11 protein-coding genes are annotated in these 12969 nt (G+C 68.5%); 4 read left to right on the top strand and 7 right to left on the bottom strand.

Translation table 11 applies throughout. The annotated features are described in order from the left end of the window. Positions 1 to 10: 10 nt before the first annotated feature. From AUL32_RS21635 to AUL32_RS21615, 5 genes are all read right to left on the bottom strand, one after another. The gene (locus AUL32_RS21635) at positions 11 to 832 is read right to left on the bottom strand and encodes a sugar phosphate isomerase/epimerase family protein (protein ID WP_062120112.1); all 822 of its coding nucleotides are present in this window, start codon (positions 830 to 832) and stop codon (positions 11 to 13) included. Between the two features lie 19 nt (positions 833 to 851). Beyond that, a complete protein-coding gene (locus tag AUL32_RS21630) occupies positions 852 to 1688 on the bottom strand; it encodes a carbohydrate ABC transporter permease (RefSeq protein WP_062119799.1) in 837 nt (278 codons plus the stop codon). Next, entirely contained in the window at positions 1685 to 2623 is a 939-nt protein-coding gene (locus AUL32_RS21625) for a carbohydrate ABC transporter permease (RefSeq protein WP_192847501.1), read from the bottom strand. The genes AUL32_RS21630 and AUL32_RS21625 overlap by 4 nt, the downstream gene beginning before the upstream one ends. Continuing rightward, positions 2623 to 4029, bottom strand: a complete 1407-nt coding sequence (locus AUL32_RS21620; protein WP_062119796.1) for an ABC transporter substrate-binding protein — start codon at positions 4027 to 4029, stop codon at positions 2623 to 2625. Before AUL32_RS21620 ends, AUL32_RS21625 begins: the two co-directional genes overlap by 1 nt. 146 nt (positions 4030 to 4175) lie before the next feature. Next, entirely contained in the window at positions 4176 to 4958 is a 783-nt protein-coding gene (locus tag AUL32_RS21615; protein ID WP_062119793.1) for a DeoR/GlpR family DNA-binding transcription regulator, read from the bottom strand. A 122-nt stretch (positions 4959 to 5080) separates the two neighbouring features. On the opposite strand from AUL32_RS21615, the gene AUL32_RS21610 reads away from it, so the two are divergent. Genes AUL32_RS21610 through AUL32_RS21595 form a run of 4 tightly spaced genes read left to right on the top strand, consistent with a single transcriptional unit; the run spans position 5081 to position 8933 of the window. Beyond that, positions 5081 to 6334, top strand: coding sequence for an ADP-dependent glucokinase/phosphofructokinase (locus tag AUL32_RS21610; protein ID WP_062119790.1), 1254 nt, complete (start codon positions 5081 to 5083; stop codon positions 6332 to 6334). Then, positions 6331 to 7359 (top strand): tagatose 1,6-diphosphate aldolase, encoded by a 1029-nt coding sequence (locus tag AUL32_RS21605; protein WP_062119787.1) that lies wholly within the window; start codon positions 6331 to 6333, stop codon positions 7357 to 7359. Before AUL32_RS21610 ends, AUL32_RS21605 begins: the two co-directional genes overlap by 4 nt. A 32-nt stretch (positions 7360 to 7391) precedes the next feature. Next, entirely contained in the window at positions 7392 to 8144 is a 753-nt protein-coding gene (locus tag AUL32_RS21600) for an SDR family NAD(P)-dependent oxidoreductase (protein WP_156421569.1), read from the top strand. A gap of 27 nt (positions 8145 to 8171) precedes the next feature. Then, a complete protein-coding gene (locus tag AUL32_RS21595; RefSeq protein ID WP_062119782.1) occupies positions 8172 to 8933 on the top strand; it encodes an SDR family NAD(P)-dependent oxidoreductase in 762 nt (253 codons plus the stop codon). A gap of 44 nt (positions 8934 to 8977) precedes the next feature. Here AUL32_RS21595 and AUL32_RS21590 read toward each other — a convergent pair whose 3' ends face one another. Further along, the gene (locus tag AUL32_RS21590) at positions 8978 to 10537 is read right to left on the bottom strand and encodes a methyl-accepting chemotaxis protein (RefSeq protein WP_244498013.1); all 1560 of its coding nucleotides are present in this window, start codon (positions 10535 to 10537) and stop codon (positions 8978 to 8980) included. A gap of 402 nt (positions 10538 to 10939) precedes the next feature. Beyond that, positions 10940 to 12943: an iron ABC transporter permease gene (locus tag AUL32_RS21585; protein ID WP_062119776.1), complete on the bottom strand. Its 2004-nt coding sequence runs from the start codon at positions 12941 to 12943 to the stop codon at positions 10940 to 10942. Positions 12944 to 12969: the final 26 nt, after the last annotated feature.

The raw sequence follows: 12969 nt of genomic DNA, 5'->3' as shown, positions 1-12969 counted from the left end.
ATTTCAGGTTTCAGGCGCCGTAGCGGCGCATCGTCTCGCGATTGGCGGCGACCGCCGCTTCGGGCGCGGCGCCGGCCTCCTCCGACTCCTCCTCCAGCACCAGCCAGCCGCTGAAGCGCGGCGCCCCGCGCACCGCCTCGATCACTGCCGGCGTGTCGCAGACGCCCTTGCCGAGCATCGCCCACTCTCCGGCTCCGTCTACGTCCTTGAGGTGGACGTAGCGGATGCGGTCGCGATGGGCGCGCAGCGTATCCAAGAGATCGTCGTGGCCGCGCAGGATATGGCCGGTGTCGGGCACCCAGCCGACCCGCTCGGGGTCGAGAAGCGAGAAGATCGTGTCGTAGTCCGCCCGGTCGAACAGAAGCGTGTTGTGGTGCGAGCTCGGATGCACCGCGACCTCGACGCCCGCACCCCGCCCGAGCTCGGCCGCGCGGTTGTAGACCTCGGCGGCGACGCGGAACTTCTCCTCGCGCGGCCCGTCGCTCATGATCGTCGCCGACCCCATGGAGAGAACCGCGCCGGGGAAGCGGGCGGTGAAATCGAGCCAGCGGCGCGCCGCTTCCAGATCGCTCTCCACCTCGTTCAGCTCGGTGAAGCCGCTGGGCGAGCCGATGGCGAAGGCGACGAGGGCGAGCCCGAGATCGTCCAGCGCGCGGGCGAACTCGTCGGGTTTGCCGGCATAGAAGCCGATCATCTTGTCGGTGATCTCGATGCCGGCATAGCCGGCGCCGGCCACCGCGCGCAGAAGATCGTCCGGCCCGCCTCGGAAGCCTTCGCCCAGCATTTCCCAGGTGAAGGTCTGGCAGCCCAGCTTGATGGATCGATCCGGCATGATGCTCATTTCTTGGTGCTCATTCCTTGACGCCGCCTTGGGTCAGGCCTTCGATGATGTGGCGCTGGAAGACCAGCACGAGGAGGATGAGGGGCACCGTGACGACGACGGACGCGGCCGCGATGTCGCCCCAGGGCACGTAATAAAGGTTGGTGAAGTTCGCGATGCCGACCGGGATGGTCTGGTGCTCGATCGTGGAGGTGAAGGCGAGCGCGAACATGAACTCGTTCCACGCCGCGATGAAGGCGAGAAGCCCGGTGGTCACGAGGCTGGGAAGCGACATGGGCAGGACGATACGGAACAGAAGACCCAGCGTCGACACGCCGTCCATGCGCGCGGCCTCGTCGATCTCGCGCGGCAGCGTTTCGAAATAGCCGAACAGAACCCAGGTCACGAGCGGCAGGCCGAGCGCGACATAGGTGATGACGAGCCCGGTGAACGTATCGAGAAGGCCGAACTCGGAGGCCACGAGATAGAGCGGGCCGACCAGCGCGATCTGCGGAAACATCGAGATCGAAAGCACGAGCCCGAGCACGCCGAAGCGGTTCTTGATGTCGAGCCGCGACAGGGCGAAGGCCGCGAGCGCGCCGATCAGGAGGCAGACGAGGGTGGTCAGGCTCGCCACGATCAGCGAGTTCACGACATAGTCCTGAAACTGCTTCTCCACGAAGATGTTGCGATAGTGCTCCAACGTGGCGGGCGAGGGCAGGAAACGCGGCGTGTCCGCCGTCAGCTCGCGGTCGAGCTGGAACGAGGTCGAGAGCTGCCATAGAAACGGGCCGCCCGACCAGAGAAGAATGAGCGCGCCGCCGAGATAGAGCACGAGGCTCTGGACGAGGGGCCGATCCTCGTTCATCCCGCCCTCCGCATCTGGCGCATCACGAACAGGCCGAAGCCGACCGCGATGATGGCTTCCGTCACGAACATGGCGGTGGAGATCGCCGAACCGTATCCGAACTGAAGCGTGGAAAAGAAGATCTTGTAGGACAGGGTGGAGAGGGTCTCGGTAGAATCCGCCGGGCCGCCGCCGGTCAGGACATAGACGAGATCGAACACGCGAAACGCGTCCAGCGCGCGGAACAGGCCGGCGATCAGGAGCGTCGGCAGAAGCAGCGGCAGGCGCACGTACCAGAAGATCGCGAAGGCCTTGCCCCCGTCCATGCGCGCGGCCTCCACCAGCGAGGCGGGAATGGTGTGAAGGCCCGCCAGAAGCAGCAGCGCCATGAAGGGCGTCGTCTTCCAGATATCGGCGAAGATGATCGTGCTCAGCGCGTTGTCGACCGAGCCATACCAATTGACGTTGGCGTCGATCAGCCCGACCTGGAGAAGAAGATAGTTCACCAGCCCGTGCTGCCCGTCGAAGAGCCAGCCGAACATCTTGGAGGTGACGACGGTCGGCATGGCCCAGGGCACCAGCATGGCCGCACGCACCACGGCGCACCCGCTGAAGGGCTCGTAGAGCAGAAGCGCCATGGCGAGGCCGATCAGCGTCTCGGCCAGCGTCGAGACGAGGGTGAAGATCAGCGTGTGCCGCCAGGCGTTCCAGAAGGTCGGGTCGTCCCAGAGAAGGGCGTAGTTCGCCAGCCCCACGAAGTCGTGCTCCTGCGTCACGAGCGAGGTGTTGGTGAGCGACAGCCAGAGCCCGTTGACGATGGGATAAACCGAGACCGCCCCCAGCGAGACGAAGGCCGGCACGAGCAGGAGCCAGGGCGGCAGCGCGCGGCGCGGAAAGAGCCCAGCCCCCTTTCGGGCGCTGGACAGGCCGACCGGAGCGGCGAGCACGGAGGGCATCAGGCGACGATTTTGTCGATGCGGCTGGCGGCGGCGTCGAGCTCCTTCTTCACCTCGCCGCTGACGAGGGCGCGCGACACGGCGGACTGGATGGCGAGCGTGACCTGCGCGTATTTCGGCGTCACCGGCCGGGGCGTCGCGCCGGTGAACACGGTCTCCAGCTGCTGCATGAAGGGCTGCTCCTGGCCGAGCTTCTGCTCCTTGAAGACGGCGGGGCGCGTCGGCGCGAGGCCGAGCTGCAGCGCGAACCAGAGCTGGGTTTCGGGCGAGGACATCCAGCGCACGAACTCCACCGCCGCCTCGCGGTGCTTGGTGTTGGCGTTGACGCCGTACTGGTAGCCGCCGAGGCACGCCGCGCTCTTGCCGCCGGCAAAATGCGGCAGCGGCGCGACGCCCACCTTGTCCACCACGGAGGAACCGCTCGGGTCCTGCGCGATGGCGTAGACATAGGACCAGTTGCGCAGGAAGGCCGCCTTGCCACCGGTAAAGGGCAGGCGCGAGGGCTCCTCGTCCCAGGACAGGACGTCGCTCGGCGAAATCTTGCTCTTGTTGATCGTGTCGTAGAGAAACTGCACGGCCTCGATCGCCTTGTCGGAGCCGATCGCGGCGGACTTGCCGTCCGAGGCGAGGATCGCGCCGCCGTTCGTGGCGATGGCCTCCACCGCGTCGCAGACCAGGACCTCGGCCTGCTTGCCCTGCCAGAGATAGCCGAAATCGACCTTCTTGCTCTTCTGCATCTCGCTGGCGATCGCCGTCAGCTCGTCCCAGGTCTGCGGCGCCTTGGCGCCCGCCGCCTCCAAGAGATCCTTGCGGTAGAAGAGCATGCCGCCGTCCACGATCCAGGGCAGCGCGGTCAGCTTGCCCCCATAGGTGCAGGCGTCGATCAGGCCGGGGAAATACTGCTGCCGGTCGGCGGCGGGCACGTATTCGTCGAGCGGCAAGGCCCATCCGGCGCCGGCGAACTCGGCGATCCAGATGACGTCCTGCGTGAACACGTCGGGCGTGCCGGAGCGGCGGGCCAGCTGCTGCACCAGCGCCTGATGCACCTCGGTTGAGGAGCTGGGCGGCGGCAGTTCGAGGAACTTGACGAGGATCTTGGACTGGGACTGGTTGAACATGTCGACCGCCTGCCCGATCGACTGCTTGCCGTAGAATTTGGCGCTGGCGAAGGTGATCTCGGTGCGCGAATGGGCGCTGGCGCGTGAGGAGGCCGAGGCGAGGAGCCCGCCACCGGCGAGCGCGCCGCCCGCGACTGAAAGGGCGAGGAGGCCGGTGCCCTGGAGAAAGCGGCGCCGGCTCGGCGCAAGACCCTGTGCGGGTTCGCTCGGCGCGGAAGCGGGCGCGGCCTCCGGCGTGTGGGCGCGAGGCGTCGGTCCGACGGCGGCATCGGTGTCGAGTTTGGCCATGGTTCCCTCCGTGAGGCTCCGCGATGCATCGCCGCGGATGTCCGTCAGGGGAAAGCAAACGCCGACTCGCCCTTGGCGTCAAGCAGAATCACGCAATAAAATGCACATGCATTGCAGCATTCTTCGTGCGTTGCGGCATCGATCGATCAGACGGGGGTGACGACGCTGACGTCCGCGCTCCGCAGCGCCTCCGCCAAGGCATCGTCAGGGGCGCGGTCGGTGACGAGAATGTCGATCGCCGACAGGGGCGCGATGGTCGCGAAGGCGTATTGGCCGAATTTCGAGGCGTCCGCGACGACGATGGTGCGCCGGGCAAGGGCCATCATGTCCGCGATCATCGAGGCTTCCGCGAGATCGCTGGTCAGGATGCCGTTGTCGGCATGGATGGCGCGCACGCCGATGATCGCCGTGTCGATGTTGATGCGCTCCGAATTGGCGAACAGGAGTGGGCCGACCGACACGCGGGTGAGCGCGCGGTACTCCCCGCCGAGCACGTGAAGCGCGGCGAAGTGCCCCGGCGCCAAGCTGCCGGGCAGGGCGAGATTGTTGGTGAAGACCACGGTCTGAGCATGATCCGCCAGCGCCTCGGCCACGAGAAGCGTGGTGGAGCCGCCGTTCAACATCAGTGTTTCGCCGTTGCGCACCTGTTTCGCGCAGAGCTTGGCGATCGCGGCCTTTTCGTTGGACTGGTCGAGAACCCGGTCCGCCAGGGGCTTCAGCGGATCGCCCTGCGACACGCGCAGCGCGCCGCCATGCGCGCGCACCAGCGCGCCGCTGCGGGCCAGATGGTCGAGATCGCGCCGCACCGTGTCCAGCGAAACCGCGAAGCGCTCGGCCAGATCCGGCACGCTGACGCTGCCGTCCCGTCCGATCAGCTCCAGCATGTTGGCGCGCCGCCGCGCGGGAAGGGAACTGGCGTTCTTGGCCATCGGGACTCCTGTGTCTCACGCTCGAAATTGCAAAGAGCCTTACGATCTCTCGCTTGACTTGCGCAATGTAGAAGCGATACCTAGCATATAACAGCAAAAAAACGCATATACGGGAGGCGGAGATGCGGAGCGGCGAGGCCGACTTCTGGCGGGAGGCCTATGGCGAACTGGCCTTGCGCCTGCCCGGACGGGCGGCGGAGGCCGCGCCGGTGCTGCTCGGCTTTTCCGCCTTCGTGGACGCCGTCGTGCCGCTGCACGAGGCCGCCGCGCTTTTCGCTGGCGATGCGCCCCCCGGCGCCTGGGCCTTGTCGGAAGAGCTGCGGCGGCGCGTCGAGGACGGCATCGGCGGCGAGATCGCGCTGGACTGGCCGGAGGGCGACGCCTGGATGGCGGAGAGCCTGCCGCATCGGCTTCGCGCCGGCGGCACCTCGCTGCAGATCGCCAATGTCCTCGCGCTTCTCGGCACTTCGGCGCTGCTGGCGCTCGGCGACCGCTCGCCCGACCAGCTCGCCCTGGTTCACCCCGACGTGCGGCTGGCCGCGCCGGGCGGCTGGCGGCCCAAGCACCGGATCAATGTCGAGCCCGGCGCGGGCAAGGCGCGGCACTGGATCTTCGAAACGCAACTCGGCACCACGATCGGCGGCGTGCCCGTGCGCCGCGCGACGCGGGTCATCGTTCGACTGGCGGAGGACGGGCCGGAGCGCGACGCCGCGTTCGAAGCGCAAAGCGCGATCTTTGCCCATGCGGCGGGCGCGGGGGCCATTTCCAGCCTCGTCGCGACGCCCGACGAGGCGATCGAGGAAACGCTCGCCCATGTCGGGGCGCAGGCGCTTCTCTGGCGCCGGGCGGGGTTGCCCTTCCTGCATCTCGAACTTGCCGACTACGGCGCGCGGGCCCATCTGCCCCGGCGCATCCTCGCGGCCCTGCGGGGCTCGCTGACCTCGGTCGGCATGAGCTGGTCGGAATGGCGCAGCGTCGGTGGCGGCGATCTCGGGCCGGAGCTCAAGCGCTTCGCCCTGGCGCACGATCTGGAGCGCGTCTGCGTCCATGCCGACGAATGGGCCGCCGCGCTGACGCGGGCCGACCCGGCGCGCGAGCGGCAGGCGCTGATGACCGGCTGCCTTCTCGCCGCCTGCCGGGCGCGGGCGGGCGAGCCCGTTCTTCCCGACACCTGCCCGCCAGGCGCGGCCTTCGCCGACCCCGGGCCAGACCAGGATCTCGGGCAGGGTTGGCGCCTCGTGCGCTGCCCCAGCCCTTATACCGACCGCCCCCGCAGCACAGTCGGGCTCGGCGACACGTTTCTCGCCGGCTGCCTGCTCGTCCACGCGGCGGCCCGCTCCCCATCCCGACACTTGACCCCAGGAGAACTCGCGTGACCGTCCATCCCCGCATCGAGCAGCCCGCTTCCACCGTCGACCTCGATCCCGGCAAGCTGCGCGGCCTGCAGCGGATCACGACGCCGGACGGCTTCTTCGCGATCCTGGCGCTCGACCATCTCATCAGCTTCAAGGACCTGCTGGCCGAGGACCGCAACACCGTGTCCTACGAGCAGGCGGTGGAGGCCAAGCTCGAACTGGTGCGCCACATCGCGCCGGTCGCGAGCGCCTTTCTGCTGGAAGCGCAGTTCAGCCTCGCGCAGGTGATCGCCTCCCGCGCGCTGCCCGGCGCGGTCGGCCTCATCTCCAGCATCGAGGGCGAGGGGTTCGACGTGGTGAACGGCGAGCGCCGCACCCGCTGGCGGCAGGGCTGGACGGTGCGCAAGATCAAGATGCTGGGCGCCGACATGGTGAAGCTGCTCTGGTTCTACCGGCCGGAAGCGGAGACGGCCGAGGCGCAGCGGCAGGTGGTGCGCGATCTCGTGGTGGACTGCCGCGCCTTCTCCATTCCGCTCGTGGTCGAGCCGATCTGGTACGCCCTGCCAGGCGAGGACACCAAGAGCGCCGCCTGGGCCGCGCGCCGCGTGGAAGGCATCATCGAATCCGCCCATCTCGCCGCCGAGTTCGGCGCCGACATGCTGAAGGTCGAGTTTCCCGGCGATGTCTCGACGCCCGAAGGGCGGGACGCGTCAATCGATGCCTGCCGGCGCCTCGACGCCGGCATGAGCCAGCCCTGGGTCATCCTGTCGGCGGGCGTCGGCTACGAGGAGTTCCGCGATCAGGTCGAGGTCGCCTGCCGGGCGGGCGCGTCGGGCTTCCTGGGCGGGCGCTCGATCTGGCAGGACGCGGTGGCGACACGCGACCCGGCCCTGCGCGCCGAGGCCGCCGCCGCCGCCGCCGGGCGCCTGTCCGAACTCACCGACATCGCACGCCGCCATGGCCGCGCTTATCGGCCCGAACTCACCGGCAGCGAGCTCACCCGCGCCTATCCCGACGGCTGGTACGCCGGCTGGCAGGAAGCGTGAGCGGACGGATGGGCGAAACGGGGGAGGGACGCATGGGCAGGTTCGAAGGGCAAACGGTGTTCGTCACGGGCGGCGCGTCCGGCATCGGCCGCGCGGTGGTGGAGGGCTTCGCGCGCGAGGGCGCGCGGGTCGCCTTCACCTACGCCGCGAGCGGCGAGGCGGCGCGAGAAATGGTGGAGACCGCCCCGCAGGGCGCGCTTCTGGCCATCGAATGCGACGCGACACGGGAAGAGGCGGTCACCGACGCGGTGCGCCGGGCCAACGAGGCGCTGGGGCCGATCTCGGTCGGCGTCGCCAACGCGGGCGGCCTCCTGCGGCGCTGCAAGGTCGTGGATTTCCCACTCGATCTTTGGAACGAGGTCATGGCCGTCAATCTGACCAGTACCTTTCTCACCGCCCGCGCGCTGCTTCCGCAGATGATCGAGGCCGGGCAGGGCGCGCTGGTGCTCATGAGCTCGCTCGCCGCCCATGACGGCGGCGGCATGGGCGCCTCGGCCTATGCCGCCTCGAAAGGCGGCGTGATGACCTTCGCCAAGGCGCTGGCCAAGGAGGTGGGCGGACAGGGCATCCGCGTCAACGGCGTCGCGCCCGGCCTGATCGGTACGCAGTTCCACGACCGGTTCTCGACCCGCGAAGGGCGCGACGCGACGGTGGCGCGAACGCCGCTCGGCCGCGAAGGGCGGCCCGAGGACGTGGCGGGCGCCGTTCTCTACCTCGCGTCGGAGGAAGCCTCGTTCCTGACGGGGGAGATCATCGAGATCAATGGCGGGCTCGCCATGTTCTGACCGACGCGCGGAGAAGGGGGGAAGCCCATGGAACGAGCCATCTATCCCAGCCTTCGCGGCCGCTCCGTCTTCGTCACGGGCGGAGCGTCCGGCATCGGCGCGGAGATCGTCGGCGCCTTCGCGGAGCAGGAGGCCCGCGTCGGCTTCGTGGATATCGACGGGGCGGCGGGCGAAGCCTTGGCGACGCGCTGGCGCGAGGCGGGCGCCGAGGTCCGCTTCGAGCGCTGCGACGTGACCGATATCGAGGGGCTTCGGTCGGGTTTCGCAAGCCTTGCCGCGACGCTCGGCCCGGCCGAAATCCTCGTCAACAATGCCGCGCTGGACGATCGGCACGACTGGCGCGAGGTGACGCCGGAGCGCTACGATCGGCTGTCGGCGGTGAATCTGCGGCATCTGTTCTTCGCCATCCAGGCCGTGGCGCCAGGCATGATCGCGCGCGGCGGCGGCGCCATTGTCAACATGGGCTCGGCCTCGTGGATGGAGGGGGTCGGCGGAATGCCGGTCTACACCAGCGCCAAGGCCGGCATCCACGGATTGACCCGCTCCTTCGCGCGCGATCTCGGCCCGCATCGCATTCGCGTCAATACGGTGGTGCCGAGCTGGGTCATGACCGAGCGACAATTGACGCTCTGGGCCAGCCCCGAGGGGCTGGAGGCCCATCGCGCCCGGCAGTGCCTGCCCGATCTGAACACGCCAGCCTTCGTCGCGGCGATGGTGCTGTTTCTGGCGTCCGACAATGCCGCCATGTGCACCGCCGGCTGGTATCCCGTGGATGCCGGCTCGATCTGATCGAGGTTTGCCGAGAGCACCGCGAAGGGCGCCCCGGAAACCGCTCAGGCCGCGAGCCGGCGCAGCGAGGAGGCGCGCGCCACCGTTGTCTCGCCGGACGGGGTCCCGGTGGTTTCGGACCCGGACATGTCGCTTCTCGCGGCGGCCGTCTCCTCGGCCACCTTGAAGAAGCTGACATAGTCGCTGAGATTGGCGGCTTCAGTGGAGAGCTGCTCGGCCGTCGCCGCCATCTCGTTGGCCGCGCTGGCATTGCTCTGCGTCACCTGATCCAGCTGCTGGATCGCCTGATTGATCTGCTCGATTCCAACCGACTGCTCGCGGCAGGCGGCCGAGATTTCGCTCACCAGATCGGCCGTGCGTCGAATGTCGGGCACGAGCTGGCTCAGCATTTCGCCGGCTTCCTCGGAGCGGGTGAGTGTCGAGTTCGAGAGCTCGCTGATCTCCGTCGCGGCCTCCTGGCTCCGTTCGGCCAGCTTCCGCACTTCGGAGGCGACCACGGCGAAGCCCTTGCCGTGCTGCCCCGCGCGCGCCGCCTCGATCGCCGCGTTCAAGGCGAGAAGATCGGTCTGGCGCGCGATCTCGCGGATGATCGCGATCTTCTCCACGATGATGCGCATCGCTTCCATCGATTCCACCACGGCCGTGCCGGTGCGCTCGGCGCTGACATTGGCCTGGACGGCGATCTTCTCGGTCTGCGCGGCGTTGTCGGCGTTCTGCCGGACATTGCCCGCCATCTCTTCCACGGCGGCGGAGGCCTGTTCGGACGCTGCCGCCTGTTCGCTGGAGCCGGCCGACAATTGCTCGGCCGTCGCGGCGGACTGCATCGAGCCGCCGGAAACGCTGGAGGCGGACATCTGCGCGGCCTGCAGTGTCTTGACCAGATTGGCGCGCATGCGCTCGGTCAGGATCTGCAACTCGCCGCTCAGGCGCAGCGCGCCGTTCGAGCGAGCGGGCCGCAGATCGCCCTCGGCGAAACGGCCGATCTCGGCGGAGACGAAGCGCAGTGGCGCGATGGCCTTTCGATTGAAGAAAAGGAGGCCGCCCAGGAAGAGAATGAGGGACGTGGCGGAAACGAGGCTGGAGACGATGAGAAGCAGGCGTGTCGTCTCCGTCGCCATCTGCTCCTCCGCTTCGGCATAGGCGGTGGACGCTTTGACGAGACTATCGACGGCGGCCGCGTGCTGGTTGAACACTTGCCCGAGAGCCCCGAACGCGGTGTCGATCCCGGCCGCGTCGCCCGACTTGATGGCGGGCAGAGCCTGAGAGTCCAGAACCGACCAGAACTCGCGGGACGTGGCCTGGACCGGGCCGAGCAGTGCGCTCTTCAACTGGTCCGCAAGTTCGTGCGAACTCCAATAGGCAATCCGTTCCGCGTAGCTGGCATGCGCGGCCTCGATCGACTTCAGGATCGGATCGAGATCGTCGTGGGAAAATCGCGCCTGAAACGCAAGCCGATAGGCCTCCGACAGAAAAAGCGGAGGCGGTAGAATGTCGGCCTGGAGATCGCGCCCGGCAATGATGCGTTCATAGCTGTCGCCGCCGATCCGCAAGGTCAGGAATGCGTATGTCTGCGTTCCGAGTGCCGCGACGAAAAGAACTGTCACAAACGCTCCGAAGAGGAGAAGCATTCTGGAGGCGGACAATTTGATCATACCTTATATCGAGAGGTCAGGCGTCCTGCGCATCTTACGTTCTGGTAAGATAAGAGTGTTAAGGAGCGATTGAATGAGCGATTCAAATCATCGATGGGATAAGAGTAATGTGAATGCCTCATTGCCGGATCATTCGACATAACGTTTAAGGATATGAGCGCGTCTTTGGACGGATTTCTGTCGTCGCGACTGGATCGCGCGAGGCTTCCATTGCCGCGCCGACGTTGAAAGCGGCAACACCCGCCTCGCTCTGGCTTCTCGATCGCTGAACGGCTCTCGGCGAAAACGCTTCCGCAGTCTCGTTTCCATTGCATCATCCGACGGCCGAGCCTGTTCGCTCAATCGGCAGATGCTCTAGCGAGAGCTGCGGCGCAGGATGCCGAGAAACAGCGGAACACCGACCAGGGCCGTCACGATGCCGACCGGCACTTCGTAGGGCGCCAGCACGGCGCGTCCCACCGCATCGGCCAACATGGCGACCGCCGCGCCCATTCCCATCGCGGCCGGCAGTAGGATGCCGTGCCTCGAGCCGCCGAGCATGCGCACGGCATGGGGCGCGAGAAGGCCGATAAAGCCGACGGCGCCCACGGTCGAGACCGCAAGCCCCGTCGCCAGGGTCGCGGCCCCGAGCGCCAGCCGCCGCGTGGCGGGAACGGCGAGGCCGAGCGAGCGGGCCGTCTCGTCTCCCTGCGCCAGAACGTCGAAGGAGCGGCGCGCCAGCCAGAGCACCAGAAGCAGGATCGCGGCGAAGGGGATCGGCACGGCGGCCTGCGCGAGGCTCCGGCCATGCGTCGACCCCGCGAGCCAGGACAGGGCTTCCGTCATCTGGAACTGCGCGTTCACCACGAAAAGCGTGGACAGCGCGCCGAAGCCGGCCGCAAGGGCGACGCCGCACAGAACCAGCTTGAGCGGATCGCGCTCGGCCTTCAGCGCGGCGAGCACGAGAACCACCACGCCGCCGCCCGCCGTGGTCGCCATGACGAAGCCGAGCGAGCCCGGCACGGTGCCGAAGCCGATCGCCACGAGGCTGAACAAGGCCGCCCCTTGCAGGATGCCGAGCGTCTCGGGGCCGGCCAGCGGGTTTCGCGTCAGCGTCTGGAGAAGCGTTCCGGCAAGGCCGAGCAGGGCACCCGCGCCGGCGGCGGCGAGGAGCCTCGGCAGTCGCATCGCGGCGGTATCGAGGAAAGGGCCGTTTGCAAAGGCCCATCCGTCCCCCGCCGCCAGCCCGGCGAGGCCGGCGCACAGAAGGAGAGCCAGGAGCAGCGCGGCCAGCCGGGCAGGAGGCAGAAGCGCCCGGGGCGACAGGGCGCGATCGCCGCCGCCCTGCCGGGCTCCACCCCGCATGCGCAAGACTAGAAACAGCATGGCGGGCGCACCGACGCAGGCGACAAGCGCCCCGGTCGGCAGCGCGCCGTTGGCGCTGAGGGCCTGCGCGGCGATATCGGCCCAAAGCAGCACGAGCACGCCGCCCACAGCGGAGAGCGGCAGCACATGCCGGTGCCGCGACCCCACCGCCATGCGCGCGAGATTGGGCGCGGCCAAGCCGACGAAGCCGATCGGCCCCGCCAGCGAGACCGCCGCGCCCGACAGGAGGACGGCGACGCCGAGGCTCAAGAAAGGAACGGCGCGGCCGAGCCCGAGATTGCCGGCCGTTTCCTCGCCAAGACTCGCGATGTCGAGGCTTCGGGCAAGAAGAAGCGCCAGGACGAGACCGAGGCCGAGACCGGGCGCGACCTGTCGGAGCCGATCCCACCCGGTCTGATCGAGGAAGCCCGCGCTCCAGAGAACGAGGCCGGACGCGCGGTCGTCGGCAAACAGAACGATGGCCGAGGACAGGGCGCCGAGCCCCAGGGACACCGCGACGCCGGCCAGCGCCAGCCGGGCCGGCGCCACGCGGCCACCGCCTGCCACCGCCAGCGACAGGAGGCAGCCGGCGAGGCCGCCGAGCGAGGTCGCCGCCAGGTCGGGCACCGCTGCCGAGAACAGGAGATGGTTGGCGACGAGCGCCAGCTGCGCGGCGCTGGTGACGCCGACGATGTCGGGCGCGGCCAGACTGTTGCGAAGCACGCTCTGCATGAGGGCGCCGGCCGTGCCAAGTGCCGCGCCGATCAGGATCGCCACGAGAAGGCGGGGAAGCCGCAGCGTCTCCAGAACGGCCTGTTGGATCCCCGGCCGAGGCTGAAACAGCCGCGTGAGATCGCCCCAGCCCAAAAGGTCCGTGCCGACGATGAGGGCCGGCGGACAGCTGGCGAGTACCAGAAGCGCGCAGCACAGGAGAAGACGCCAGGGATGGGCGGCCGGACGGCGCCCCCGAGCCGCCGGCTTCGGACCATGCCGCGCGGGCGCGCGGTGTCTCACGCATCCTGCCGAACCCTCAAGCTGCT

The organism is Aureimonas sp. AU40 (assembly GCF_001463785.1).
GTDB lineage: Bacteria > Pseudomonadota > Alphaproteobacteria > Rhizobiales > Rhizobiaceae > Aureimonas.
Note: the sequence above shows the minus strand (reverse complement) of the source record. Positions and strands in the feature narration are given on the sequence as shown.